General features: G+C 67.9%; 27 protein-coding genes. 7 read left to right on the top strand and 20 right to left on the bottom strand.

Annotated elements, in window-relative coordinates:
• Positions 1-41 precede the first annotated feature (41 nt).
• A complete protein-coding gene (locus AC6EUH_RS05790) occupies positions 42-470 on the top strand; it encodes a VOC family protein (protein ID WP_499738050.1) in 429 nt (142 codons plus the stop codon).
• A gap of 5 nt (positions 471-475) precedes the next feature.
• Here the strand turns inward: AC6EUH_RS05790 and AC6EUH_RS05785 are convergent, their stop codons facing one another.
• Genes AC6EUH_RS05785 through truB form a run of 3 tightly spaced genes read right to left on the bottom strand, consistent with a single transcriptional unit; the run spans position 476 to position 2,332 of the window.
• Positions 476-1,009, bottom strand: coding sequence for a hypothetical protein (locus AC6EUH_RS05785; protein WP_499738049.1), 534 nt, complete (start codon positions 1,007-1,009; stop codon positions 476-478).
• Between the two features lies 1 nt (position 1,010).
• Positions 1,011-1,364, bottom strand: a complete 354-nt coding sequence (locus tag AC6EUH_RS05780; RefSeq protein WP_499738048.1) for a hypothetical protein — start codon at positions 1,362-1,364, stop codon at positions 1,011-1,013.
• A complete protein-coding gene (truB, locus tag AC6EUH_RS05775) occupies positions 1,364-2,332 on the bottom strand; it encodes a tRNA pseudouridine(55) synthase TruB (RefSeq protein WP_082492798.1) in 969 nt (322 codons plus the stop codon). The genes AC6EUH_RS05780 and truB overlap by 1 nt, the downstream gene beginning before the upstream one ends.
• A 69-nt stretch (positions 2,333-2,401) precedes the next feature.
• Between truB and AC6EUH_RS05770 the strand changes: the two genes are divergently transcribed.
• Together AC6EUH_RS05770 and AC6EUH_RS05765 are read left to right on the top strand one after the other, a co-directional pair.
• Positions 2,402-3,559 carry a pyridoxal phosphate-dependent aminotransferase gene (locus AC6EUH_RS05770; RefSeq protein ID WP_056432498.1) on the top strand — a complete coding sequence of 386 codons (1,158 nt, stop codon included), beginning with the start codon at positions 2,402-2,404 and terminating at the stop codon, positions 3,557-3,559.
• 152 nt (positions 3,560-3,711) lie between these two features.
• The gene (locus tag AC6EUH_RS05765; protein WP_056432501.1) at positions 3,712-3,921 is read left to right on the top strand and encodes a hypothetical protein; all 210 of its coding nucleotides are present in this window, start codon (positions 3,712-3,714) and stop codon (positions 3,919-3,921) included.
• Between the two features lie 6 nt (positions 3,922-3,927).
• Here AC6EUH_RS05765 and AC6EUH_RS05760 read toward each other — a convergent pair whose 3' ends face one another.
• From AC6EUH_RS05760 to AC6EUH_RS05750, 3 genes are all read right to left on the bottom strand, one after another.
• Complete coding sequence (locus tag AC6EUH_RS05760; RefSeq protein ID WP_499738047.1) at positions 3,928-4,275, bottom strand: CU044_2847 family protein; 348 nt, start codon at positions 4,273-4,275, stop codon at positions 3,928-3,930.
• Between the two features lie 28 nt (positions 4,276-4,303).
• Complete coding sequence (gene trxA, locus AC6EUH_RS05755; RefSeq protein ID WP_056432507.1) at positions 4,304-4,741, bottom strand: thioredoxin; 438 nt, start codon at positions 4,739-4,741, stop codon at positions 4,304-4,306.
• Between the two features lie 101 nt (positions 4,742-4,842).
• Positions 4,843-5,328: a nucleoside deaminase gene (locus tag AC6EUH_RS05750; RefSeq protein ID WP_499738046.1), complete on the bottom strand. Its 486-nt coding sequence runs from the start codon at positions 5,326-5,328 to the stop codon at positions 4,843-4,845.
• Between the two features lie 205 nt (positions 5,329-5,533).
• On the opposite strand from AC6EUH_RS05750, the gene AC6EUH_RS05745 reads away from it, so the two are divergent.
• Positions 5,534-6,667 (top strand): ScyD/ScyE family protein, encoded by a 1,134-nt coding sequence (locus tag AC6EUH_RS05745; RefSeq protein WP_499738110.1) that lies wholly within the window; start codon positions 5,534-5,536, stop codon positions 6,665-6,667.
• A 112-nt stretch (positions 6,668-6,779) separates the two neighbouring features.
• Here AC6EUH_RS05745 and rbfA read toward each other — a convergent pair whose 3' ends face one another.
• The 5 genes from rbfA to rimP all read right to left on the bottom strand — a co-directional run bounded on the left by rbfA (position 6,780) and on the right by rimP (position 12,845).
• Entirely contained in the window at positions 6,780-7,289 is a 510-nt protein-coding gene (rbfA, locus tag AC6EUH_RS05740; protein ID WP_056432514.1) for a 30S ribosome-binding factor RbfA, read from the bottom strand.
• A 281-nt stretch (positions 7,290-7,570) separates the two neighbouring features.
• Positions 7,571-10,489, bottom strand: a complete 2,919-nt coding sequence (gene infB, locus AC6EUH_RS05735) for a translation initiation factor IF-2 (RefSeq protein WP_499738045.1) — start codon at positions 10,487-10,489, stop codon at positions 7,571-7,573.
• Between the two features lie 152 nt (positions 10,490-10,641).
• A complete protein-coding gene (locus AC6EUH_RS05730; RefSeq protein WP_499738109.1) occupies positions 10,642-10,974 on the bottom strand; it encodes a YlxR family protein in 333 nt (110 codons plus the stop codon).
• A 273-nt stretch (positions 10,975-11,247) separates the two neighbouring features.
• Positions 11,248-12,228 (bottom strand): transcription termination factor NusA, encoded by a 981-nt coding sequence (gene nusA / locus AC6EUH_RS05725; protein WP_056432523.1) that lies wholly within the window; start codon positions 12,226-12,228, stop codon positions 11,248-11,250.
• Positions 12,228-12,845, bottom strand: coding sequence for a ribosome maturation factor RimP (gene rimP, locus AC6EUH_RS05720; RefSeq protein WP_056432526.1), 618 nt, complete (start codon positions 12,843-12,845; stop codon positions 12,228-12,230). The genes nusA and rimP overlap by 1 nt, the downstream gene beginning before the upstream one ends.
• A gap of 97 nt (positions 12,846-12,942) precedes the next feature.
• Between rimP and AC6EUH_RS05715 the strand changes: the two genes are divergently transcribed.
• The 3 genes from AC6EUH_RS05715 to AC6EUH_RS05705 all read left to right on the top strand — a co-directional run bounded on the left by AC6EUH_RS05715 (position 12,943) and on the right by AC6EUH_RS05705 (position 16,057).
• Positions 12,943-14,121, top strand: a complete 1,179-nt coding sequence (locus tag AC6EUH_RS05715) for a ferritin-like domain-containing protein (protein WP_056432529.1) — start codon at positions 12,943-12,945, stop codon at positions 14,119-14,121.
• A 94-nt stretch (positions 14,122-14,215) separates the two neighbouring features.
• The gene (locus AC6EUH_RS05710; protein WP_056432851.1) at positions 14,216-14,947 is read left to right on the top strand and encodes a VIT1/CCC1 transporter family protein; all 732 of its coding nucleotides are present in this window, start codon (positions 14,216-14,218) and stop codon (positions 14,945-14,947) included.
• Positions 14,948-14,974: 27 nt separating this feature from the next.
• A complete protein-coding gene (locus AC6EUH_RS05705) occupies positions 14,975-16,057 on the top strand; it encodes an aminoglycoside phosphotransferase family protein (RefSeq protein ID WP_499738044.1) in 1,083 nt (360 codons plus the stop codon).
• Here AC6EUH_RS05705 and AC6EUH_RS05700 read toward each other — a convergent pair.
• The 9 genes from AC6EUH_RS05700 to AC6EUH_RS05660 all read right to left on the bottom strand — a co-directional run bounded on the left by AC6EUH_RS05700 (position 16,054) and on the right by AC6EUH_RS05660 (position 25,807).
• Positions 16,054-17,481: a pyridoxal phosphate-dependent decarboxylase family protein gene (locus tag AC6EUH_RS05700; RefSeq protein WP_499738043.1), complete on the bottom strand. Its 1,428-nt coding sequence runs from the start codon at positions 17,479-17,481 to the stop codon at positions 16,054-16,056. The genes AC6EUH_RS05705 and AC6EUH_RS05700 overlap by 4 nt on opposite strands.
• A gap of 42 nt (positions 17,482-17,523) precedes the next feature.
• Positions 17,524-18,318 (bottom strand): sulfite exporter TauE/SafE family protein, encoded by a 795-nt coding sequence (locus AC6EUH_RS05695; protein WP_499738042.1) that lies wholly within the window; start codon positions 18,316-18,318, stop codon positions 17,524-17,526.
• A 15-nt stretch (positions 18,319-18,333) separates the two neighbouring features.
• Positions 18,334-20,145, bottom strand: a complete 1,812-nt coding sequence (locus AC6EUH_RS05690; RefSeq protein WP_499738041.1) for a proline--tRNA ligase — start codon at positions 20,143-20,145, stop codon at positions 18,334-18,336.
• 442 nt (positions 20,146-20,587) lie between these two features.
• Entirely contained in the window at positions 20,588-21,475 is an 888-nt protein-coding gene (locus AC6EUH_RS05685) for a GNAT family N-acetyltransferase (RefSeq protein ID WP_499738108.1), read from the bottom strand.
• Positions 21,438-22,604 (bottom strand): flavodoxin-dependent (E)-4-hydroxy-3-methylbut-2-enyl-diphosphate synthase, encoded by a 1,167-nt coding sequence (ispG, locus tag AC6EUH_RS05680; protein ID WP_056432543.1) that lies wholly within the window; start codon positions 22,602-22,604, stop codon positions 21,438-21,440. Before ispG ends, AC6EUH_RS05685 begins: the two co-directional genes overlap by 38 nt.
• Positions 22,605-22,642: 38 nt before the next feature.
• Entirely contained in the window at positions 22,643-22,936 is a 294-nt protein-coding gene (locus AC6EUH_RS05675) for a YciI family protein (protein ID WP_499738040.1), read from the bottom strand.
• Between the two features lie 52 nt (positions 22,937-22,988).
• Positions 22,989-23,462, bottom strand: a complete 474-nt coding sequence (locus AC6EUH_RS05670) for a hypothetical protein (RefSeq protein ID WP_499738039.1) — start codon at positions 23,460-23,462, stop codon at positions 22,989-22,991.
• Positions 23,438-24,226: a MarR family transcriptional regulator gene (locus AC6EUH_RS05665; RefSeq protein WP_499738038.1), complete on the bottom strand. Its 789-nt coding sequence runs from the start codon at positions 24,224-24,226 to the stop codon at positions 23,438-23,440. Before AC6EUH_RS05665 ends, AC6EUH_RS05670 begins: the two co-directional genes overlap by 25 nt.
• Positions 24,227-24,475: 249 nt before the next feature.
• Positions 24,476-25,807, bottom strand: coding sequence for a M50 family metallopeptidase (locus AC6EUH_RS05660; RefSeq protein ID WP_499738037.1), 1,332 nt, complete (start codon positions 25,805-25,807; stop codon positions 24,476-24,478).
• Between the last annotated feature and the right edge of the window lie 6 nt (positions 25,808-25,813).

Here is a 25,813-nt window from a genome sequence, read left to right as displayed (position 1 = left end):
GCAGTATTCCGCTCTGGAACCGTCCGTTCTAGGGTTCGGGTATGACTACCGAAAATCACACCCCACCTCCTGTTCGGCAGCTGCGTCTCGTCGTTAAGACGGAGGATTACGACGCCGCCCTGGCCTTTTACCGTGACGTTCTCGGACTCGTGGAACGCGAGACGGTCCCCAGCGAGGGCGAAGCACGCATCACGATCCTGGATGCGGGCCGCGCCACCGTGGAACTCTCCAACCCGGCGCAGGTCAAATACATTGACCAGGTGGAAGCCGACGGTCAGCCGAGCGCCAGGATCCGGGTGGCCTTCGAAGTTGACGACGCGGAAGCGGCGACGCGGGACCTCGTGGAGGCCGGCGGCACCCTCATCGCGGAGCCGCGGGAAACACCGTGGCGCTCCCTGAACTCACGGCTGAACGGCCCTGCCGGGCTCCAAATCACGCTGTTCCAGGAACTGGACCGGCCCGCGGACTAATGCGTTCAGGTCCGCTTCGGCGCCGGACGGCGGCGGTACAGCCAGATCAGGCCCAGGACCGGCAGCAGCAGCGGGATAAATGCGTATCCGCGGCCAAACAGGGACCAGACAGTCTCATGCGGGAAGTTGACCGAGTCGAACACGCTGAGTGCCCCGACCACCAGCACACCCACCAGTTCCACGAGCACTGCCGCGACGGAGACTTTGAACCAGGTGCGGCCGGACTTCGCGAGGGACACTGTCGCCACGACGTAGACGACGGCGGCGAACGCCGACAGCAGGTAGGCCAGCGGGGCCTCGGAGAACTTGGTGAGGATCTGGTAACCCGCCCGGGCCGTCGCCGAGATCGCGAAGACGGCGTAGACGGCAATCAGCAGACGGCCGGGACCGGTGTTACGGGTGTCGCGCGCCACCGGTGCCGCCGAAGGGTCGCCGGCCGCGGTGGATCCGGAGGCGACGGCGCTTGGCGGAACAGCGCCCGGCGTCGTTCCGATGTCCTCGTGCGAAGGTTTCGCCGTCACGTTCTTTGCCTCTTCCATGTCAGTACCAAATCTGATTCATTCGGGCCGCCATCACCAGGGCGGTGACGCCGACGGCGGCCAGCACGAAGTTGCTCCAGCGGGTGCGTTCCAGGATGGCCCAGTAGACCGCCGCGACCGGCAGCAGGAGGGCCGTCAGCAGGTATCCCCAGAACTCCCAGGGCTCCCCCGCGATCGGCTCGCCGGCCGCGACCCGCACGATCGAACCGACCAGGTGCACCAGCAGGGACAGTTCGACGGCGGCCACCGAGAGGATCGTTGTGTCGTTCGGCGCCTTTTTGAGGATGCCGGCGGTCAGGCAGATGACCGTGGAAACCAGCCCGACCACCATGATGATGTAGAAATACGCGTCCACTACTGCCCTGCCTGCCGTTCCGCCGTCGGCGGCTGCGGGGCCCGCTTCTCATTGTCCGGCGCGAAGACCAGCACCGGCTTGGCGTAGCTGCCGGCGTCGGCCAGCAGCGCTACCAGCGTCCCGTCCGGCGCGAAGCCGGCGGCCGGGCTCTCCGGCGTGGCTGCGGCGGGCGTTCCGGCGGCCGCACCTGCGGCGATTCTGCGGCCGAAGGAAATCTCGGTGGTTTCCTCGTCCGTGAGTTCGCGGTTGGGCATAAGTGCCCGGGCGGCCTGCGACATTTCCAGCACGTCCAGCTCTTCGGCGAGCTGTTCGAGAGTGTGGGCCTGGTCCAGAGTGTAGGGGCCCACCTGGGTCCGGCGCAGCGCCGTCAGGTGACCGCCGACGCCGAGCGCCTCGCCCAGGTCGCGGGCCAGCGCCCGGATGTACGTGCCGGAGGAGCACTCCACGGTGACATCCACATCAAGGACATCCACGTCCAGTGCCTCGCCGCCGCGCGCCGGACGGAGCCCGTGGACCTCGAAGCGGTGGATGGTGACGGGACGCGCGGCCAGCTTGACTTCTTCGCCGGAGCGGACCCGCGCGTAGGCGCGTTCGCCGTTGACCTTGATGGCGCTGACGCTGCTGGGAACCTGTTCGATCTCCCCGGTTAACGCGGCGACGCCGGCGCGGACCGCTTCCTCGGTGACCGAGGCGGCGCTGCGGGTGGCGGTGACCTCACCCTCGGCGTCGTCGGTGACAGTTGATTCGCCCAGCCGGATGGTGGCCGTATAGGTCTTGGAGGTGCCCACGATATAGGTGAGCAGCCGGGTGGCCTTGTTGATACCGACCACCAGGACGCCCGTGGCCATGGGGTCCAGCGTTCCGGCGTGGCCCACCTTTCGGGTACCGGCGATCCGCCGCATCCGTCCAACCACATCGTGGCTGGTCCAGCCTTGCGGCTTGTCCACTATTACCAGTCCAGAAAGCACGCTTCCCAGTATATCTGCGCCGGAGCTGCCCCCGGCGCGGGAGCTGCACGCGACGGCTAGGATGGCAGAATGCCCGAGCTAGCCGCCCACGTCCGCGATGTTCCCATCAACCAGATCCGCGAGATCACCGAGGCCGCCTGGGGAACTCCCGGGGCGATCGTCCTGAGCATCGGGGAACCGGGTTTCGCCGTGCCCCGCCATATCCTCGACGCCGGGATGGCCTGCCTGGACCGCGACGAAACCAATTACACCCCCAATGCCGGCATCCCGGCCCTGCGCGAGGCGTTCGCGGCCAGGTTCCGCGAACACAACGCGACGCCGGTCGGGGCGGACCGGGTATACGTCGTCGACGGCGCCCAGCAGGGCCTGCACTTCGCGATGAGCCTGCTGCTCTCCCCCGGCGATGAGATCCTGATCCCCAATCCGGGCTACCCCACCTTCGCGATGACGTCCAGCCTGCTGCACGCCGTCCCCATCCAGTACCCGCTGTACCCCGAACACGACTTCCAGCCCCGGATCGCGGACATCGAGGAGCTCATCACGCCGCGGACCAAGGTGCTGATCCTCAACTCGCCGTCGAATCCGCTGGGTGCCGTCCTGGGCGAGGAGCTGACCCGCAGCCTCGTGGAACTGGCCGTCCGCCACGACCTGTGGATCATCTCCGACGAATGCTACGAGGCGTTCACCTACGACGTACCGCATGTGAGCCCGGCACGCTTCGACAGCGATGTCGCCGGCGAAGCCCGCGTGTTCACCTCGCTCACGCTCTCCAAAACCTACGGCCTGACCGGGTTGCGCATCGGCGCCCTGATCTGCCCGCCCGGCCTGGAGCAGCAAATGAACAACGTGATGGAGGCGATCGTCTCCTGCGTGGCCTCCCCCTCGCAGTACGCGGCGCTGGCCGCACTGACAGGCCCGCAGGACTACGTCAGCCACGCCCACGCGCACTACCGGGCCAACCGGGACGCCGCCTCGGCGGTGTTGGAGGCCAAGGCGATCCCGTTCCTCACCGCGCAAGGGGCCTTCTACCTCTGGGCCGATGTGTCCCACGTCAGCGGCGGGGATGTGCGCTCCTGGGTCCGGCGCTTCCTGGCCGATTCCGGGGTGTCCTTTGCCCCGGGCACCGCGTTCGGCTCGATCGGCGAGGGCTGGATCCGGATTGCGCTGTGTGGCAGTCAGGCTGAACTGGTGGAAGGCCTCGGCCGGCTCCCGGCCCGGCTGGGCTGAGGGCAGCGCCAGCGGGTCCCTGTCCCCTACCGCCGGGGGCGGGCAGCGCCTACCCTGAGCGCAACGCATGCTTTCCGCGCGCGTCCCCGGACGTCCGTCCCGGGTTGGTTGTTCCGTGCCTGGTGTATCCGGGCCCGGTGAGGGAGGTTCACATGTGGTGGCAGGACTTGTTATGGGGCATCTGGAACGGGCTCACGGCGTGGATTGTGCTGATCGTCCACGTCTTCGGGCAGTGGAGCGAGTTTCCGTTCTACAATTCGGCCCGTGCCGGGAACTGGTACGACTTCGGCTTCCTGCTGGGGGTCGGCTCGCCTTTCCTGGGCGGTCTGGGAGCCCAGGGAGCGCGGAGCAGGCGTCGCTGAAGCCGCTCACAGCATGATTTCTTCCTCCGGTGCCAGGTGCGCGGCGGGCGCCTGAGTGAAGGACATGGTGACGATGAAGTGGCCCTCGGAGAAGTTCTGCGCGATGATCGCCCCTGCCTCCCCGGCCAGCTTCACGCCGAATTGTAGTTCCAGGCGCTCGGCGCCGACTTCCTTGAGGACCTCCGCCGCCGCGTTGGCCGCCGGCCGGATGGCGGAGAGCGCATCTTCCAGCCGCCGCCCGGCGTCCGTAATTCCCTGCTCGTTCCGTGCGGGCCGCTCGACGCCGAAGCTGTTGTCCGCGACCTCCACCAGGACGGTCCCGGATCCCACCTCGTAGCGCACTATCTCGGTCATTGCTTCCTCCGTCTCGCCGTTGGGCCCGTCACGGACGGCCCGCCGCCAACGCCCCGTCGAGCCATTGGCGCAGGGCCGCGGCGGGAGGTGCGCCCGCCTGGCGGGCAACTACTTTGCCGTCCCTGATCAGCAGGATGGTCGGGATCGCCTGGATGCCGAAGCGCTGCGAGAGTGCCGGTGACGTGTCGACGTCGACCTTGACGAGTTTGACCTGGCCGGCACGCTCCTGGGCCAGCTTGTCCAGCACCGGGCTGACCATGCGGCAGGGACCGCACCAGGCAGCCCAGAAGTCGATCAGCGCCGGCGTCGAGGACTGCTCGGCGATAACGGCGAAGTCGGCATCGCCGGCCGCGACGATCCAGGGCAGGTCCTTGCGGCAGTTGCCGCAGCGCGGGTGACCGGGAGCCGACGCCGGGATCCGGTTGGTCTTCCCGCAGTGGGGGCACTTGGTCAAGCTGGAACCCACGGCCCGCCGCCTTTCGGTGTCCCCGCAGTCATGGTTCCATGGGACGCCCCGGCGCGGAAAGGGCATAGAGTCCAAAGACCCCGGGGCCGGCGCCGGCCGCCTCAGTACTCGATGCGGTCCGGGTTCTCGCGCCACGCCTGGAAAGGAACGTCCGACGCCGGGACGGCCGCCTGGCGGACCGGCATGAGTTCCGGCCGGGTTCCGTTGAAGTACTCATAGAACAGCGCGTCGTCGAACCCGGCGGCGGCCGCCGCGTGCCGGTCCGCGGCGAAGTAGACCAGGTCCACCCGGGCCCACAGGGCCGCGGCGAGACACAGCGGGCACGGTTCGCAACTTGCGTAGAGCACGGCACCGCTGAGATCGAAGTTGGCGGCGGCCGCCGAGGCCGTGCGGATGGCCACCACTTCGGCGTGGGCGGTGGGATCGTTGTCCCGGGCCACCCGGTTGACGCCCGTATGGACCCGCCCGTCGGCCGTCACCACCAGCGCCCCGAACGGTCCGCCGCCGTCGGCCGCGCTCCCGGCGGCGAGCTGGATGGCCTGATCCAGGAATCGGTTGATGTCAGGGGCCGGGGGTGGAGTCGCCATGGTCCGATCATAGCCAGAACCACCGTCGGCCGCGGAGGATCCGTGTGTGCCGGAAGGTCATCGACTTTGTGGCTCCCGCGGCCTAATATCCGCTATAGGGGCCGCCTCGAATCATCCCGGCGGCCAATCCACCGGTCTCAATGGTCTCAGCGGTCTCAGTGGTCTGGATACGCCATCACTCGCCTCGGGAGAGCCAACCATGGGAATGAGATTGTCACTGCTAGCCACGGCCGCCACGGCGGCCGTGTTCCTCTCGACCGGGGCACCTGCCGGCGCCGCCCCGGACAATGCCACCGGCATATCCTCTGGCGGGACCACCGGAGCGAAGGCTCCGGTGGTGCTCACCGACAAGCTGGTGGGCCCGCTGCATGTCACTGCCGGCCGCCACGGCTCCGTGACGGTGAGCGAGTCCTTCGGCGGCCGGCTGACCCGGGTCGACTCGAAGGGCACCCGACACGTCCTCTACGAAACTCCTGACTGGAGTGTTGCGGGTAATGCCCACCAGGATGGCGAGACGTATGTCCTGGAGAGCAAGGGCGCCGGCCCCAACCCTGCAGCGCTGGCCGGTCACGTCCGCATCATCGACGAAGACGGGAAGCAGCGGACTCTTGGCGATTTCGCCACGCTGGAAACGGAAGAGAACGCCGACGGCGAAACCCGGTACGGCTACCGCGACCTGCCGGATGGCTGCGCGGCGAAACTGCCTCCCACGATGCCCGAAACCTACGAGGGAGAAGTAGATTCGCACCCGTACGGCATCGCGCTCACCGACGAGACCATCTACGTGGCTGATGCCGGGGCGAACAGCGTGGTCTCCGTTGACACCAGCAGCGGAACGACCGAGACCGTCGCGGTGCTGCCGCCGCGGCCGTATGAGATCACCAAGGACGTCGCGGCAGCCAATGGCCTGCCGGACTGCGTGGTGGGATCAACATACGACTTCGAAGCCGTCCCGACGGATGTCGCCGTGGGGCGTGACGGCTGGCTGTACGTGACCTCGCTCCCGGGCGGCCCGGAAGACCCGAAGCTCGGCGCCCGTGGGGCGATCTTCAAGGTGGACCCGGACGGCCACGACGTGGAGCTGGTGGCGGATGACATACTGACGCCTACCGGACTGGCCCTGGCCGACAACGGCGACATGTACGTTGCCTCGCTCTTCGGCGACGGCGTCCTCAAGATTGATCCGGACTCAGGCGAACAGACCGTGGTGCTGGCCGCCGTCTTCACAGCCGACGTCGATCTCCGCGGGGACACCCTGTATGCCACGGTCAACGCGCTGCCCGGCCCCAATGGGCCGCCCGACGGCAGGGTCGTGTACCTGGAGCTCGACGACGACTGATCGGACAGAACTGTCCCCCACCGAGAACCCGACAAAAATGGCCGGTCCCCCTGCGGGGGCCGGCCATTTCGGTACAGAAACTCAGTTGTTCAGTGACTGTGTTGTTGCTGGGCTACTTGTTGCTGTCCTCGTCGACGTCGTCTTCGTCGATGAGGTCCAGGTCCTCTTCGTCGAAATCGTCCTCGTCGAGCTCCACGTCCTGCGGAGTATCGCTCTTGTAGGGGTCGGCGTCGCCGGCGTGCTTTGCGCTGGCAGCGAGTGCGGCCACCTCTGCGTCGCGCTTCTTCGCGGCCCGGAGCAGTTCCTCCAGGTTCGAGGCATTGACCGGGATCTGGTCCGCCACGAACTCGAGGGTGGGGGTCAGCCGGACGGTGATGTTCCGGCCGACTTCCTGACGCAGCACGCCCTTGGCTTTCTCAAGCCCCTTGGCGGCCTCGGCCTGGACCAACTGGTCGCCGAACACCGTGTAGTAGACGGTGGCGTGCTGAAGATCGTTGGTCACCCGCGCATCGGTAACAGTGACGCCCTCAAGCCGAGGATCCTTGACCCTCCGGCCCAGCGCCTCAGCAACAACAACCTTAATCCGCTGCGCCAACTTGGCAGCCCGTGCGGGATCAGCCATTTCCACTCCTAAAGAATTTGGATGTACGACGGCGCGTTAACGGCTCACGTACACACGTTTGGGTTTGTTGCCACGCGCCTAAAGCGAGTCTACGACGGACCCGTTGGATTCTTTCCGGCGGCCAGGGAGTGGCATCGGGCCTGTCGGAGCCGGGCGGTTTGCGATCGAAGATCGGAAACCGTCCGGCGAAGGGGCGGGGCCGCCGGAAAGAATCCAACGGCCCCGCACCTTGGGCGGGGCTGCCGGAAAATTTCCGACGGCCCCGCCACCGAAGCAACACCTTAGACGCGCGGCTTTTCGCGCATCTCGAAGGTCTCGATGATGTCACCTTCGGTGATGTCGTTGAACGAACCAAGCCCGATACCACACTCGAAGTCCGTGCGGACCTCAGTGGCGTCGTCCTTGAAGCGCTTGAGCGTCTCAACGGTGAGGTTGTCACCGATGATCTTGCCGTCGCGGCTGATGCGTGCCTTGGCGTTGCGTCGGATAACACCCGAGCGCACGATCGAGCCTGCAATGTTGCCGAACTTGGAGGAACGGAACACTTCGCGGACCTCGGCGGTGCCAAGCTGGTGCTCTTCGTACTCCGGCTTGAGCATGCCCTTGAGGGCCGCCTCAATGTCATCGATTGCTGCGTAGATGACGGAGTAGAAGCGCATGTCCACGCCTTCGCGGTCTGCCAGTTCGGCAACACGCTCAGCGGGCTTGACGTTGAAGCCGATGATGACGGCGCTGTCGACCGTCGCCAGGTTGACGTCGTTCTGCGTGATCGCACCGACACCGCGGTGGATAACGCGGAGCTGGACACCCTCGCCGACGTCGATCTTGAGCAGCGCGTCTTCGAGGGCTTCCACAGCACCGGACACGTCACCCTTAAGGATGAGGTTGAGGGTGTCGATCTTGCCATCGGCGACGGCCTGGTCGAAGTCTTCCAGGCTGATGCGCTTGCGGCGCTTGGCCAGGGCGGCGTTGCGGTCCGCAGCTTCACGCTTCTCGGCGATCTGGCGGGCGGTGCGCTCGTCAGCGGTCACGAAGAAGGTGTCGCCGGCGCGCGGGACGTTGGACAGACCCAGTACCTGAACGGGGCGGGACGGACCCGCCTGGGTGAGGGCGCTGCCGTCGTCGTCGAACATCGCACGGACGCGGCCGTGGGCCGTGCCTGCCACGATGGTGTCGCCGACGTTCAGGGTGCCGGACTGCACCAGGACGGTAGCAACCGCACCGCGGCCCTTGTCCAGGTTGGCTTCAATCGCGATACCGCGGGCGTCCTTGTTCGGGTTGGCGCGCATGTCCAGGGCTGCGTCTGCGGTGAGCAGAACGGCCTCGAGCAGCTCGTCGATGTGCAGGTTCTGGCGGGCAGAGACCTCCACGAACATGGTGTCGCCACCGTATTCTTCCGGGACCAGTCCGTACTCGGTCAGCTGGCCGCGGACCTTCTCCGGGTTGGCGCCTTCCTTGTCGATCTTGTTCACGGCCACGACGATCGGCACGTTGGCCGCCTGGGCGTGGTTAAGGGCTTCAATGGTCTGCGGCATTACGCCGTCGTCCGCTGCAACCACCAGGATGGCGATGTCGGTGACCTTCGCACCACGGGCACGCATGGCGGTGAACGCCTCGTGGCCCGGAGTATCGATGAAGGTGATCTTGCGATCGGTACCCTCGTGAGCGTGAGTGACCTGGTATGCACCGATGTGCTGCGTGATACCGCCGTGCTCGCCCGCCATAACGTCGGACTTGCGGATGGCATCGAGCAGACGGGTCTTACCGTGGTCGACGTGGCCCATGACGGTGACAACCGGAGGACGTGCCTCAAGTTCCTCGTCGCCTTCGGCTTCGAGTTCGGCTTCGAAGTCGATGTCGAAGCCGGACAGGAGCTCGCGCTCCTCATCCTCCGGGGACACGACCTGGAGCTTGTAGCCAAGCTCCTCGCCGAGCAGGGCGAAGGTCTCTTCATCCAGCGACTGCGTGGCCGTGGCCATTTCGCCGAGGTGGAAGAGCACGGTCACCAGCGCGGCGGGGTTCGCCTCGATCTTGTCGGCAAAGTCCGTGATGGACGAGCCACGGCGAAGCCGGACTACGGTGTTGCCGTCGCCGCGGGGTACGCTCACGCCACCCAGCGACGGAGCACTCATCTGCTCGAGTTCCTGACGCTTGGCACGCTTCGACTTGCGCTGCTTGCCACGGCCTGCGCCGCCCTTACCGAAAGCACCCTGGGTGCCACCGCGACCGCGGCCACCCTTGCCGAAGCCGCCGCCGGCCGGAGCGCCGCCACCGGCACCGGGAGCACCGGTACCTGGAGCGCCACCCGGACGTCCCGGACCACGTGCGCCGCCGCCGGGACGACCTGCACCAGCCGGTGCGGGACGTTCGGTGCGGTTAGGCATCATGCCGGGAGTCGGACGGTTTCCGCCAGCGCCTGCCGGACGGCCTGCGCCGGGGGCGCCTGCCGGACGGGGAGCACCCGGGCGTGCACCCGGAGCGCCGCCGGTGCGGGGAGCACCCGGACGGGGACCGCCAGCGCCTGCTGCGGGACGCGGGCCGCCGGGGCGTTCGCCCTCGGTGCGGCTTCCGCCCGGACGCGGCATGCCCTGGGAAGGAGCGAACGGGTTGTTGCCCGGACGTGAGGGACGATCGTTGTCGCCGCCGCGGCCGCGGGGCATGCCCTGGGACGTGGCGAACGGGTTGTTGCCGGGACGGGGACCGCCCGGGCGGGGAGCCGAGCCCTGGCGTGCCGGAGCAGCCGGGGTTTCAGCCTTGGGAGCCGGACGTGCGCCGGGCTTGATGCCCGTCGACGGCGCGGCCGGAGCCTGCGCAGCCGGAGTTTGGGCAGCGGGAGCCTGGGCGGCGGGGGCTGCCGGTGCGGCAGGGGCTGCCGGGGCGGCGCTGGGTGCCGGAGCAGCTGCTGCCGGAGCCGGAGCTTCAGTCTTGGTCACTGCAACTGCCGGCGCTGCCGGGGCCGGCGCGGGCGCCGGACGGGTTGCCGAGGGGCTGGCGGGTGCCTTGGGGGCGGACGCGGGTGCTTCGGACTTCGAAGCCGCGGCTGCGTCGGGGTAAGCGTTGCGGAGTTTCCTCACAACGGGGGCCTCAATGGTGGAAGAGGCGGAGCGAACGAATTCGCCCAGTTCCTGCAGTTTGGTTACTGCATCTTTGGAAGTAATACCGAGCTCTTTAGCAAGCTCATGTACGCGGACCTTGGCCACATTTCTCCTGTCTCGGTCCGCACCGAGCCAGGCACGAACCGTCTACTTCTTACTGCGGACCTCCGCCGCGAGTGCAGCTGAAAGGCCCATTGCAGAGCGCAACAAAGTTGTCATCGTTGCGCACTCATCGCTGGGAACTCATCGGGTTTCCATCAGTTTTCTGACCCGCTTTCAGGTTGGACGGTTGTTGCTGCGGCCACCGGGGTGTCCACGGCTTGCGTGCCTGCCAGGATCCGGCGTTCGACGTCGGCTGCTCCGGCAGCGCCGTTGAGGGCGCGACCGAACGCTCGACGTTTGACCGCCAGTGCCAGGCACTTTTCGCTGAGGTGCAACCATGCACCCCGGCCAGCCATCCGGCGTCGTTCATCCACCACGACGGCGGGTGAACCGCTGCCGTCGGCGACGAGCCGGAGTAGCTCCGACCGCGGACCTTTTTTCCGGCATCCGATGCAGGTACGCTGCGGCTGATTCTCGAGGTGTTGCACATGTGCCACTTACGAGTATCTTCCTGCCAGTACATATCTGCCGGCCCCGGGCTCCCGGAGCTTGCCTGGCCAAGGATTGCGAACAACACCTTCGCCGGACTGAAACCCGGACGCATCGAGGACACGCGGATACCGGCCGTTAGGCGCGGTCATGTCTATTCTAGCCCCTCAAGCGCCCGGCCCCCGAACTTGCGGGGACGCGGACGCTGACGGGCGGGCCTGATTTGCGGGCCTGGTGCCGGTTCCCGCATGCGGGGACCGAATTCTCTGGAGCTATTTGTCGCGGCCGGCTGCGGCGTCGGACACGATGTCGATCCGCCAGCCGGTGAGCTTGGCGGCGAGACGGGCGTTCTGGCCTTCCTTGCCGATCGCGAGCGAGAGCTGGTAGTCCGGGACCACCACGCGCGCGGAACGGGTTGCCTCGTCCGTGATGGTGACCGAATTCACCCGCGACGGGGACAACGCGCTGGCGATGAACGTCGCCGGATCGTCGCTGTAGTCGACAATGTCGATTTTCTCGTCGTTGAGTTCATTCATGACCGCGCGGACACGGGAGCCCATTTCGCCGATGCAGGCGCCTTTGGCGTTGATGCCGGGGTTGTTGGCCTTGACGGCCATCTTGGTGCGGTGTCCGGCCTCACGGGCCAAGGCGACGATCTCCACGGAACGGTCCGCGATTTCCGGAACTTCCATTTCGAAGAGCTTCCGCACAAGACCCGGGTGGGACCGGGACAGTGTGATGGACGGGCCCTTGGTGCCGCGGTGTACATCGATGACGAAGGCACGGAGCCGGTTTCCGTGGGTGTACTTCTCCCCCGGGACCTGCTCGGGCGGCGGCAGCAGTGCCTCCACCGTGCCCAGGTTGACCTGGATCATGTGTGGGTTGTTGCCCTGCTGGATGGTGCCGGCCACCAGCTCGCCCTCGCGGCCCTTGAACTGGCCCAGCACGTTGTCGTCCTCGGCGTCGCGCAGGCGCTGCAGGATGATCTGCCGCGCGGTGCTGGCGGCGATGCGGCCGAAGCCGGCGGGGGTGTCTTCGAATTCGCCGACCGGGGCGCCGTCGTCGTCGATCTCGGTGGCCCAGATGGTCACGTGCCCGCTCTTGCGGTCCAGCTCGGCCCGGGCCTTCTCGAAGGCTCCCGGCGTCTTGTGGTAGGCCACCAGCAGGGCCTGCTCGATGGTTGGAATCAGGAGATCCAGCGGGATTTCACGCTCACGCTCCAGGAGTCTCAGTGCGCTCATGTCAATATCCATTAGGCCTCCTCAGAAGGTCCGTTGTCTGCGTTCTTCAGGCCGGCCTCGTCGAGGTGGCTGAACTCTATTTCGACTTTTCCACTGCGGATTTTGTCGAAAGGAAGCTTGATGGGCTCGCCCTGCTTGGCTTTCATGCCCTTCTTCACGGTGATCTCAGGGACCAGCGTGACGCCGTCGTCGTCGACGGTCTGGACCCGGCCGGTGACGTTCTCGCCCTGCAGGACGTTGACCTTGACCATCCGGCCGCGGGCGCGGTGCCAGTGCCGTTCTTCGGTCAGGGGCCGGCCAACGCCGGGCGAAGAGACTTCAAGCTCGTAAGGGCGTGAGTCGGTGCTGGGATCGTTGTCCAGGGTGTCGGAGAGGGTCTTGGAGATCTCCGCGATGACGTCGAGACCGACGCCGCCGGTCTCCTCCTGGGGCAGGTCCACCACTACGTGGACTACGCGGTTGGCACCGGCGACATGAATGGAAACGTCCTCCAGATACAGCCGGTTTGCGAGAACTTCGGGCTCCAGGAGGGCATGCAACCGCTCGGCCTCGAAGTTGTGGGCGGGTGCGGCTTCAGCCTTACCCGTTCCGGTCCGGTCTGTTGAAGTCGTGGCTTCTGCGTTGGTCATGATGCCGGCCGCCTCCCGTTAGATGATGTTGTGTGTACTAGCCTAGCCATTTTCCGGGCGCCGTGGTGCACTTCAGTTCCCGGCCGGCATGCCAACCATGACAAAATGGTCTGTTGTGAATGACGACACCAGGGAAAAGCGGCGGCGGGAGCTCATTCCCCGCGTCGCACTTCTGGCCTGCCTTGCCCTGGTGGTGGTCAGCCTGGGTATGGCACTGCGTCCGGTGAGCCCTCCAGCGCCTGCCGAACCGCCGTTTTCCGAACAGGCGAGGTCCGCTGCGCTCACTGACACCTTGCGGTTGCGGGCTGCCGGCGAGCAACTTGGCCGCTCCACCGCGGGCGACGAAAAAGCCGCCGTGGCGGGGACTGTGAGTTTGCTGACAAGCCAGGCCCGGGCCCTCCTGGTGCCGGGCCAAAGCGTCCCGGCTTCCCTTCCGGCGCCGGCCCGCTCCTCTTCCGCTGCTGCGTCTGCTTCCCCGTCCGATTCCCCCACCGCTTCCGCGTCTGTTTCCCCTGCCGCTTCCCCTCCGCCTGCTACGGCCGCCGCGCTGGCGACGGAACTGGCGGCCAGCGCCTCGCAACGGTTCGCCGACGCTGCCGAGTCCGACGGCGGCATGGCCAGGCTGCTGGCCGCCGTCGGAACCGCCCAGCTGCTCCAGGCGTCGTCCCTGGCCGCGGCCGCAGGGGCCCCGGCCCCCGCCGGGCCCGATCCCGCTGTCGGGGTCCCGGAAATCGACGATCTGTCCGGCAATTGCCCGGGCGCCACGGGGTCGCCGTCGTCCTCCCCGGCGGGTGCTTCGGCTGACCAGGACTCCCCCGCCGCTACGCTGCATGGAGCGCTGGCGGCCATCGTGCGGACCGAGCTGGAATCCGTATACGGCTATCAGGTGGCCTTGACCCGGATGGACGGCGACGCCGCCGTCCCGGCGTCGCGGCAGCTCACCAGGCACGAGTCCCTCGCCACGGACGCTGAAGGCCTGAGCAGGGTGCATTGCGCCCCGGTGCCGCCCCGGGAGGCCGGCTACACCCTGGCGCCGGACTTCCTCGCCTCCCCCGCCGCCGGTCTCGGCGCTCTGGAGGCCTCGGCGCTAACCGCCTACGGCGACCTCGTGGGCCTGAGCGATGGCCAGACCCGTCAGTGGGCGATCTCCGGCCTGGTGGGTGCAGCCCGCCGCTCAGCTCTCTGGGGAGCGGAGACCGGCGCCCTGCCCGGCTTGGCGGCCGACCCGCAAGAGTTCCCGGAACTGCCCGAGCCGTCGCCCACTCCCAGCCACTAGCCTGCTGGTTTTCCCCTCACCGGGGAAGCCGGGGCTTACTTTGCTTAGCCTCCTCATGCTGGCCAACCGTGGGCTCCGGTGCTTTGCTGTAGTCATGGACAGCCAAGCCGCCCCCACCCAGCATGAGAACGAACCCCACCACAACGACATCGCGCACCGGCTCAACTGGCTGCGGGCGGGCGTGCTGGGCGCCAATGACGGCATCGTCTCCGTCGCCGCCATCGTGGTGGGCGTCGCCGGCGTGACCACTGATTCCGGGCCGATCCTCGTCGCCGGTGCGGCCGGCGTCGTGGGCGGTTCAATCTCGATGGCCCTGGGCGAGTACGTCTCCGTGAGCAGCCAGAAGGACAGTCAGAAGGCCCTGATCGAAAAGGAACGCCGGGAACTGGCCGAACAGCCCGAGGAGGAGCTCGAGGAACTCGCCGCGATCTACCAGGGTAAGGGCCTCAGCGCCGACACGGCCCGCACGGTGGCGAAGGAACTCACTGCCCACGATGCCCTCGGTGCCCACCTTTCCGCGGAACTCCACATCGACGAAACGGACATTGTCAGCCCGTGGCACGCCGCGTTCGCCTCCGCCGCGGCGTTCCTCATCGGCGCGATCCTGCCCATGCTGGCCATCCTGCTGCCGCCGGAGGACATCCGCGTGCCGCTGACGTTCGTGGCCGTGCTGGTCGCCCTGGCCCTGACCGGAGCCATCGGCGCCTGGATCGGCGGCGGCTCCAAGACGAAGGCGGCCGTCCGCGTGGTGATCGGCGGGGCCGCGGCGCTCATCGCGACCTTCCTCATCGGCAGCTGGCTCGGCGCCAGCGGCATCACCGTCTGACGCACGCCAGCTACTACGCTGGCTCCGATGAGCCAGCCTGCAGACATCCCCATTCCGCCCGATCTCGGCCGCCGCTACGGCGGCAGCTCCCCCGGCCGCGACTGGCTTTCCTCGCTGCCCCGGCTGGTCAGGCACTGCCTGGAGCAGTGGCAGCTTGAGCTGGACCTCGCGCCCGGCGCACTGCCGTGGAACGGCCACGGGGCCATCGTGGTCCCGGTGCGGCGCCGCACCGACGCAGTCAGTAAAGTCACAGTTGGTGACGCCGCCGGCGGTATAGCCGCCGTGCTGAAAGTCGCCTATCCGCACGACGAAGCCCTCGTGGAACCCCATGCCCTGGCCCTCTGGAACGGGCACGGGGCGGTGCGGCTCCTTGCCCACGACGCCGATGCGGGTGCACTGCTTCTGGAACGCCTGGCCGCTGACCGTTCCCTCCAGGACGTGCCCATGGACGAGGCCGTTCCGGTCTGGGGCGCGCTGGTCCGCCAGCTGAGCCTTGCCCCGGACGGGCGGCCTGAATGGCGGGAGTTCAACCACGTCGCGGCCCGGGCCGAGCAGTGGAGTGATGAGCTGCCGGAGAGCTGGGACCGGCTGGGCCGGCCCTTCCCACGCTGGCTGCTGGAAGCGGCGCTGGAGGTCTGCCAGACCCGCGGGGCCGTCGGCCGCCGCTCGGGAAAGGACGTGCTGGTGCATACCGATCTGCACTACCTCAATATCTTGGCTCGGCCCGGCCGCGACGAACGGCAGGGCGACGGAGGTGAACCGGGCGATGGCTGGGCCGCGATCGATCCGCAGCCCATGATCGGCGAGGCCGAATTCGCGGTGGCACCGCTGCTGTGGAACCGGATCCGGGAGCTGCCGCGGGCCGATCCCCAACGGGGCCTGCTGGAGCGCTGCAAGGACTTCAGCATGGCCGCAGGGCTCGACGCCGACGTGGCCTTGCAATGGAGCCTGGCCCGCGAGGTGGAAAACGCCCTCTGGTACGCCGCGAAGCCACGCCACGAGGGCGACCTTGCCCGGTCGCTCTGGGTGGCCAGCACGCTGGCCGGCCGGACCCTCCCCGGGCTTCCCGCGCCGCACGAACTGCCGGCGCCCGGGGAAGCCGGCGGCTAGCCGCCGGACCCGCGGACCGCCGCCAGGGCGTCCCGGACGGCGTCGACGGCGACTGCCACATCGGCGTCGTCCGTGCTCCAGTTGCTGACCGAGATCCGCAGGATGTCGCGGTCCTGCCAGCGCGATCCGGACATCCAGACCCTGCCGTCGGCGATGATCCGGGCGGTTACCGCGCGGGTCGTCGCGTCGTCGCCGAAGGCCAGCGAGACCTGGGTGTAGTCGACGTCGTTGAGCACCTCGACGCCGTCCAGCGCCGACAGCCGCTCCGCCAGTTGCCGGGCGTGCAGCACCAGCCCGCGGACCTGGGCGACGACGCCGTCCCGGCCCAGTGACTTCAGCGCGGCCCAGACCGGCACCCCGCGGGCGCGGCGGGACAATTCCGGTACGGACTCGAAGGGGTCCGCCGCGCCGTCCGCATCCTGGATCAGGTAGCTGGTGTGCAGGCCCATGGCCGCGCGCAGGGCCCGGGCATCCCGCACCACCGCGATCCCGCAGTCATAGGGCACGTTGAGGGTCTTGTGCGCGTCGGTGCCCCACGAGTCGGCGCCCTGCATCCCCGCGGTCAGGGCGGCGAGCTCCGGGACGGCCGCGGCCCAGAGCCCGAACGCGCCGTCCACGTGAACCCAGGCGCCGCGTGCCTTTGCGACGGCGATTGCCTCCAGGAACGGATCAAAGGCCCCGGAGTGCAGGTTGCCGGCCTGCAGGCAGACCAACAGCGGGGCCGGGCCGGATCCGGTGGCTGACGCCTGCTCGACGGCGCTGCCCAGGGCCCGGTCCAGCTCCCACGGGTCGATGCGGCCCTGCCGGTCCGCGGGGACCACCGTGGGCCGGCCCAGCCCCAAATACCGCAGGCCGAGGTCGATCGAGTCGTGTCGTTCCTGGCCCACGAAGCAGCGGATCCGCGGGCCGCCGGCGAGGCCGTCGCCGTCGAGGTCCCAGCCGGCGTCGGCCATCAGGCGCCACCGCGCGGCGGCGAGACCGGCGAAGTTCGCCATCGTGGCGCCGGTGGCAAAACCAACGTCGGATTCTTCTGGGAGACCCAGCAGCTCAAGCAGCCAGGCGCCGGCGGCCTCTTCGATGGCCGCCGTCGCTGGGGTGGCCAAGCGGAGCACGGCGTTCTGGTCCCACGCGCTAACCAGCCAGTCCGCGGCCAGCGCGGCCGGCAGGGTGCCGCCGATGACCCAGCCGAAGAACCGTCCGGAGGGCATGGCCATAAGCCCCGGTTCGGACTTCGCGGCCAGGTAGTCCACCACCTCCGCCGCCGGCATTCCGCCGCGGGGCAGCGGACCTCCGAAGGCGGACGCGAGGTCCGCCGCGGTCACCCGCGGGCCCACGTGCCGTGTCTCCTGGCTCTCCAGCCACCGGCGCGCGTGCCGGGCAGCGGACTCCAGGGCGTCGCTGTAGCGTTCTTCAGGAGCTGACATAGCTGCATGCTACGCCCGCGGCCACGGGGACGGGGAGGGGTGTCAGGCGAAGTTGTCGTGCCAGATGTCGGAGCCGAGCTTGACGATCAGCGCCGCCACCACGGCGAGGAACACGATGCGAATGAATTTGTTTCCCTGCGTCACGGCTGTCCGGGCGCCGAGGTAACCGCCGGCCATGTTCGCAACGCCAAGGACCAGCCCAAGACCCCACAGCACGGCACCGTGCGGCACGAAGAACAGCAGGGCCCCGGCGTTCGTGGCCATGTTCACGATCTTCGCCTTGGCACTGGCCTCGAGGAAGGCATAGCCCATGGCCGAGACGAGCGCGATGACCAGGAAGGACCCAGTGCCGGGGCCGATCAGTCCGTCGTAGAAGCCGATCACACCGCCGATCAGGCACGCGAGCACATAGTGCCGGTGGCCGTTGTGCCGCAGCTTGGTCAGCTCCCCCACGTTGGGCCGGAACGCGGTGAACAGCGCGACGGCGACCAGCGCCACCAGGATGATGGGTTTGAACACGCTGGCCGGGAGGTTGGCCGCGAGCACGGCCCCGCCGAAGCTCCCGGCCATGGCAATGACGGCCATGGGCAGCGCTGTGCGCAGATCCGGCCGCACCCGGCCGTAGTACGTGACGGCGCTGGTAGTGGTGCCGAAAATCGACCCCATCTTGTTCGTCGCCAGCGCCTGGACCGGGCTGATGCCCGGCACCAGCAGCATCGCCGGGAGCTGGATCAGTCCCCCGCCGCCCACGACGGCATCGACCCAGCCCGCGGCAAAGCCGGCGACCACGATCAGGATGAGGGTGCTGAGCTCGATTGATTCGAGTCCGGAAACCACGCCTGGAAGTGCGGGCTAGTGGTTGCGGACGGCGTCGACCACGTAGTCGACAGCCTTCTCAACGGCGATGTTTTCGGCGTTGCCGCTGCGGCGGTCCTTGATCTCGACCACGCCGTCCACCAGCCCGCGCCCGACGGCGAGGATGGTCGGCACGCCGACCAGCTCCGCGTCGCCGAACTTCACACCCGGGGACACCTTGGGACGGTCGTCGTAGATCACGTCGAGGCCGGCGGCTTCAAGCTCGAGCGCCAGCTTCTCGGCTGCAGCGAAGATTTCCTCGCCGCGGCCCACGGCCACAACGTGGACATCGGCCGGCGCGACGGCGCGGGGCCAGACGAGGCCCTTGTCGTCATGGTTGGATTCGGCCAGGGCCGCGACGGCCCGAGTGACGCCGACGCCGTAGGACCCCATAGTCACCACAACCTGCTTGCCGTTCTGGTCCAGGACTTTCAGTTCCAGGGCTTCGGCGTACTTGCGGCCGAGCTGGAAGATGTGGCCCATTTCGATGCCGCGGGCGGTTTCCAGCGGGCCGGAGCCGTCCGGGGCTTCGTCGCCGGCGCGCACCTCGGTGCACTCGATGACGCCGTCCCAGCCGAAGTCGCGTCCTGCGACCAGGCCGAAGACGTGCTTGCCGGCCTCGTTGGCGCCGGTGACCCACGCGGTGCCGCTGACCACCCGGGGATCCACCAGGTACAGCAGCTTGGCGGCCCCTTCGGTGCCGAGCAGCGGAGCGTCGAGGGACAGGCCCGGTCCGAGGTAGCCCTTGACGATGAGGGGCTGCTTCTTGAGGTCCTCCTCGCCGGCGGCTTCGAGGGTGATCTCACCGGCGATGGGCAGGAAGGAGCCGATGTTCGCTTCCACGCGCTTGAGGTCCACGCCGCGGTCGCCCGGAACGCCGATGACGACGAGCTGGCGTTCGCCGGTGGGCAGGGTGACGGCGAGGACGACGTTCTTGAGCGTGTCGGCGGCAGTCCAGGCGCCGCCGTCGGCCTCTGCCCGGGGCACCAGGACGTTGGCGGCATCCACGAGCGTCTCGATGGTGGGGGTATCCGGGGTGTCGCGGACTTCGGCAGCCGGGGCGTTGCTGAAGTCGATGTCCGCGGGGACAACGGTTGTCACGGCCTCCACGTTGGCTGCGTACCCGCCGGCGGAGCGCACGAAGGTGTCCTCGCCGATCTCGGTGGGGTGCAGGAATTCCTCGCTCTTGGACCCGCCCATGGCTCCGGCGGTGGCGGATACCGGAACGACCTCGAGGCCCAGGCGCTCGAAGATCTTCAGGTAGGCGCCGCGGTGCGCCTCGTAGCTGGCGTCCAGGCCGGCGTCGTCGACGTCGAAGGAGTAGGAGTCCTTCATGATGAATTCGCGGCCGCGCAGCAGACCCGCCCGGGGACGTGCCTCGTCGCGGTACTTGTTCTGGATCTGGTAGATGCTCAGCGGCAGGTCCTTGTACGAGGAGTACAGGTCCTTGACCAGCAGGGTGAACATTTCCTCGTGCGTGGGCGCCAGCAGGTAGTCGTTGCCTTTGCGGTCCTTGAGCCTGAAGATGCCCTCGCCGTACTCGGTCCAGCGGTTGGTGGCCTCGTAGGGTTCCTTGGGCAGCAGGGCCGGGAAGTGGACTTCCTGCGCGCCGATGGCGGACATTTCCTCGCGGATGATCGTCTCCACCTTGCGCAGCACGCTCAGGCCCAGCGGAAGCCAGGTGTAGATGCCCGGGGCGGCGCGGCGGATGTACCCAGCACGGACCAGGAGCCGGTGGCTGGCCACTTCGGCGTCGGCGGGATCTTCACGCAGGGTGCGCAGGAACAGCTTGGAGAGTCGAAGGACCACTGGGTATCTATCCGTTTCTGGGAAGGTGCGGGGCAACAGTAAGACCGGGCAACCGGGCAAGAGTCTAGGTACTAATCTACCGCCAGCCCGGACGCGGAAGAGCCACGCCATAACTGACGGAAGCCCCTGGCCGTTTCCGGCTGGTCATCCTGTCATGGCGTGGCTCCGCGGCCCCAGCACCGCCAAAGTCTTGGCTGTGAGTTCCGTTGTGTTGCCCTCCAGGGCGTCTGCACCCCCGGCTATTGCCCCCGGGGAAACACGTGCCCAAGCGACACGGCTAGCTCGAACCTATGTGACGCAGGGCACGAAAACAAGAGTCCGCATCCAGATATTTTTCCGTGTGGCCAGTGTTACCACCGGGATAGAAGTGCACTGAAGTTAATTCCGTGCTGGTCAGGAAAGATTTGAGGTCAGAAGAGTACGGGGTCAGAAACGTCCGACGTCAGAAGAGTACGGTGGCGAACGTGCCTACCTGGCGGAAGCCCACCCGGTCGTAGGTGGCCCTCGCACGGGTGTTGAAACTGTTCACATAAAGGCTGGTCACCGGTGCCCGGCTTTGCGCCTGGACCACGACGGCGGCCATGTATCCGGCGCTGAGGCCCTGTCCGCGGAGGGCGGGGTTCATCCACACGCCCTGGACCTGCGTCACCTCCGGGGTGACTGCTCCGAGTTCCGCTTTGAAGACCACCTCGCCGGCTGCGTCGAGGTGGACCAGCGAATGCCCCTCACGGATAAGGCCCTTCACCCGGCGGCTGTAGTACTCCCGGCCGCCCAGGTACGGGGAATAACCCACCTCCTCTTCGAACATCGCCGCGCACGCAGGCAGGATCTTGTCGAAGTCGGCCAGCTGGCCAAAGCCCAGCTGCGGATTCGGAGCCACGTCGGGCGGCCCGGTGATCGTCAGCAGCGGCTGGTCCTCGCGGATCTCATGGGCCGTCTGGCCGAACTGTTCCAGCCCCGCGTACAGGGCAAGCACCGAGTCGGCCGGGCCGAAGATGGAGGCGTACCGGCGGCCCGAGCGGTGCGCCGCCAGCGACACCGCGACGGCCAGCTCCGGGTCCAGCTGCACCGGCACCAGATTGGCACCGGCCCAGCAGGCTCCCAGGAGCGTGCCGCCGTCGAACACGCCAAGGATGCTGGCGCCGCCGGCGGTGGGAGCCGCCGAACCGGCTGTCTCCAGGTGGGACAGGATAAAGACATTGGCGACGGCGTCTTGCCGGGCCAGGTCCCGCAGCTGGGACGTGTCCGATCCCCCCAGGGTCCGGACGGCGACGCCGGTACCGGCGCCGTCCTTACGAGACGCTAACCACGGGGCTACCCTTGACAGCATCTTCGCCATCGGCCTCCCCCATCTCTTCGGCGATACGCATGGCCTCTTCGATCAGTGTCTCAACAATCTGGCTTTCGGGGACAGTCTTGATGACCTCGCCCTTCACAAAGATCTGGCCCTTGCCGTTGCCAGACGCGACGCCCAGATCTGCTTCGCGGGCTTCGCCGGGTCCGTTCACGACGCAGCCCATCACGGCAACCCGCAGCGGGATCTCCATGCCTTCCAGCCCGGCCGTCACCTGCTCGGCGAGCGTGTACACATCCACCTGGGCGCGGCCGCAGGACGGGCAGGAGACGATCTCGAGCTTGCGCGGGCGCAGGTTGAGCGACTGCAGGATCTGGTTGCCGACCTTGATTTCCTCCACCGGCGGCGCGGAAAGGGACACACGGATGGTGTCACCGATGCCGCGGGAGAGCAGCGCACCGAAGGCCGTGGCCGACTTGATGGTGCCCTGGAACGCGGGACCGGCCTCCGTGACGCCGAGGTGCAACGGCCAGTCGCCCTGTTCGGCGAGCATCTCGTATGCGGCAACCATAATGACCGGATCGTTGTGCTTGACCGAGATCTTGAAGTCGTTGAAGCCATGCTCTTCGAACAGCGAGGCTTCCCATACGGCGGATTCCACGAGGGCCTCCGGTGTGGCCTTGCCGTACTTCTTCAGGATGCCAGGCTCGAGGGATCCGGCGTTGATACCGATCCGGATCGAGGTGCCGTGATCCTTCGCAGCGCGCGCGATTTCCTTGACCTGGTCATCGAACTTGCGGATGTTGCCGGGGTTCACCCGGACCGCGGCACAGCCTGCCTCTATGGCGGCAAAGACGTACTTCGGCTGGAAGTGGATGTCCGCGATCACCGGGATCTGGGACTTCTTGGCGATGATCGGCAGCGCCTCGGCGTCGTCCGCGGACGGGCAGGCGACGCGCACAATGTCGCAGCCGGAGGCCGTAAGCTCGGCGATCTGCTGCAGAGTGGCGTTGATGTCCGTGGTGGGCGTGGTGGTCATCGACTGCACGCTGATGGGCGAATCGGAACCGACGCCCACCGAGCCCACCTTGATCTGGCGGGTTTTGCGGCGCGGCGCAAGGACGGGGGGCGGTGCTGCAGGCATTCCCAGGCTGACCGAGGTCACATGGACTCCTTGTATCGAAGTAGGTCTGGCGGGGTTGGTCAGGCGGCGTGGCCGGCAAGGAGGCCGGTCACGGGTGCCCAGACCATGGTGCGGGTACCGGAGATGGCACCGGCGGAGGCGAAGGGATCCTGCTTCAGGACCTCATTCAGGGCCTGTTCGTCGGCGGCCTTGAAGATGAGCAGGGCACCGGCGCCGTCGCCATAGGGGCCGCTGGCGAGCAGCGTTCCCTCCTGGGCAAGTCCTGCGGTCCATTCGCGATGCGCGGGGCGGGTGGCGTCGCGGGCTTCGGAGGATTCGGCGACGTAGACGTACTCAACAGCAAAAACAGTCATACGGATACACTATCGCCCCGCCGGGCAGGTACCCATCCGGGCGGCCGCCGCGTCAGCCCAGGAAGAGCACTTTGGCCAGGGCTGCGACGCCGGCAGCCCACAGCAGGGAAGTGAGGGTGCCGATAATGAACCGCTCCGCGGCAACCGGCGTCTCCTTCAGCTCGGCAAAGCGGCCCAGGCCCTTGATGGCAACCACGTAGGCGATGGCGACCGGCTCGCCGGCCAGAATCGCGAGGCAGACTGCCAGCCGCTCCAGCACACCGATGATCGCGCCGCCGCGCAGGATCCTGACGCTGTTGACCGAGACGGCCGCGGAGCCTGCGCCGGGACTGGCGGAGCCGGAAGTGGGGGTGCCGGCGGTCGAGGGGTCAACGGTGACATCCGCCGCGGGGTCATTGGCCGGGTCCGCGGCGCCGGCGTCGGCCCTGTCGTCGATGGTGCGGGCGAGCCGGAAGACCAGCGCGGTCACGGGCCAGCCGGCGAAGCCGGCTGTGAGCAGGGTCAGCGTGATCCAGAGGGCGTCCACCGGTCTCCTTCTGTACTGTCCCGGGGGCGGGAATCCGGTTGCTGGGCCACGCCCGCGTCCCGGGCCTGGCCCGCAGGCTGCCCGCCGGCGTCGCCGGTGCCGGTGATTGCTCCATGGGCGAAGGACAGCAGCATTTCCGCCGCCGGCCTCGCTGCCCATTCTTCCTGCCAGCCGGAGCGCAGCAGCGCACGGCTCACCGATTGTTCGGTAATTCCCAGTTCCCGGGCGGCGATTTTCTGCGTGCCGTGTGTGCCGGAGTGATCGTGCTGCACCGAGCGCAGCACATCCACGACTTTCCACTGGGCGGCAGACCGGTCCTGGACGAGCCGCCCGATCAGCCGCAGCACTGCCTCGGCATTGGCGCAGGCGCGGGCGCCGGCGGATCCTGCGGGCGACGGAGCGGCCGCTCCCCTGCGCAGCCCTCCGGAGACAACGGCCAGCGGCACATGGGCGGATCCGGATTTGGCATTCTCGACGGCCACCCGCGCCGCCACGAAAGCCGGCCCGGATCCCTCCCTGGGGCTGGCAGGCAGCGGCAGGTCCACCGCGCCCACCCCGATTCCCACGTACCAGCGTCCGCTTCTCAGGGCGTGCAGGGCAATGTCGACGACTTCGTCCGGACGCTCCACGACGCCCTGCACCTCGTCGCCCACTGAGCGCTCGAAGCGCCCGGCCGTGGACAGCCCGGCCAGCTCCGCCAGGAGGCCCGGCACACGGTCCACGTCGGCGCTGCTGCCGCGCTGGTCGATGGTCATCACGTACATAGCCCCACCCTAAAGGGCTGATGTTCGATAATCAATCACTTTCAACTGATTTCTACTAATCAGCCAAATTAGGCTGATGTTGGTAAATCATCGTGATCCGGTTCGCCGGCGGGGCGCCCGCACCTACGAACGTCTCCGGCGACCGCCCGGGGGCACTTTGACACAAACACGCCGGGCGCCATCGTTCACTTCGACGGCGGACCACAGCAAAGTGCCCCCGGACCGCAGGGAATGCCGGAACCTGCCGGGTCAGCCGAAGAGGTTGACGGGCTTGACGATGTCCGCGTAGATCAGCAGGGCGCCCATGCCCATCAGCAGCACCGCCACCACATAGGTCACCGGGAGCAGCTTGGCAATATCGAAGGCGCCGGGGTCCGGGCGGCCGAAGAGCTTGGCGATCCGGCGGCGGGCCCCTTCGTACAGCGCGCCGGCCACGTGGCCGCCGTCGAGCGGCAGCAGCGGAATGAGGTTGAAGACGGCCAGGGCGAAGTTGAGGCCGGCCAGGAGCCCCACCAGGGTAGCCACCCGGGACTGCATGGGCACCTGCTCCATCGCGGCGACCTCGCCGGCCACCCGCCCTACACCCACCACGCTGATGGGCCCGTTGGGGTCGCGCGGCTCCTCACTGAAGGCCGCCTGCGCCACGCCGGCCACCCGGGCCGGCAGGTTCAGGACGACGCCGGTGATCTGCTTGATGTTCTCCCCCGCCATGGGCAGTACCGTCGACGCCGGCTGCGGCACGAGGGCGGTCTGCGCGCCGATGCCCAGGAAGCCGACGTCCTGGTACTGCAGGGTGCCGTCGTCGTTCTTGGCCTGGCGTCCGTCCTCGCCCACCACGGGACGCGCGGAGAGGACCGGCGTGACGGTGGTGGTGACCGGGACGCCGTCGCGCTCCACCGTGATGCTGACCTGTTTGTCCGCGGACGCGCGGATCCAGCCGGTGAGTTCTTCCCAGCTGGTGACGGCCTTGCCGTCGAAGGAGGTGATGACGTCGTTGGGCAACAGTCCCGCGGCGGCGGCCGGCGTGAGCTTGCAGTCGGCGGAGTCCGGGTCCACGGTTTCGCCGGCCGCGACCTGGCATTTGGAGACGTCGGCGATGGTGGTGGTCTGTGTGGCGGTGCCGAAGCCCATCAGCAGCACGGCCGTCAGCGCGAGCCCGATCAGCATGTTCATGGCCGGCCCGCCGAGCATCACAACGATCTTCTTCCAGACCGGCAGCTTGTAGAAGACGCGGTCCCCGTCGGCGGGGCCGACTTCCTCGTGGGCCAGCGAGCGGGCGTCCGAGGCGAGGGACTGGAACATGCCGGTGCTGGAGGGGCGCACCGTGCCGTCGTCCTTGTTCGGCGGGTACATGCCGATCATGGAGACGAAGCCGCCCAGCGGAATGGCCTTGAAACCGTATTCGGTCTCGCCCTTCTTGCGGGACCAGAGCGTGGGTCCGAAGCCGATCATGTATTTGGTGACCCGGACCTTGAACAGCTTCGCCGGCAGCAGGTGGCCCACCTCGTGGAGGGCAATGGACACGGCGATGCCGATCGCCACAAAGACGACACCGAGGATAAAGAGGAGGACGGGGCTCATGCTTGA

It is taken from the genome of Arthrobacter sp. 001422645 (assembly GCF_059816125.1).
This window is presented reverse-complemented; position numbering and strand designations above follow the sequence as displayed.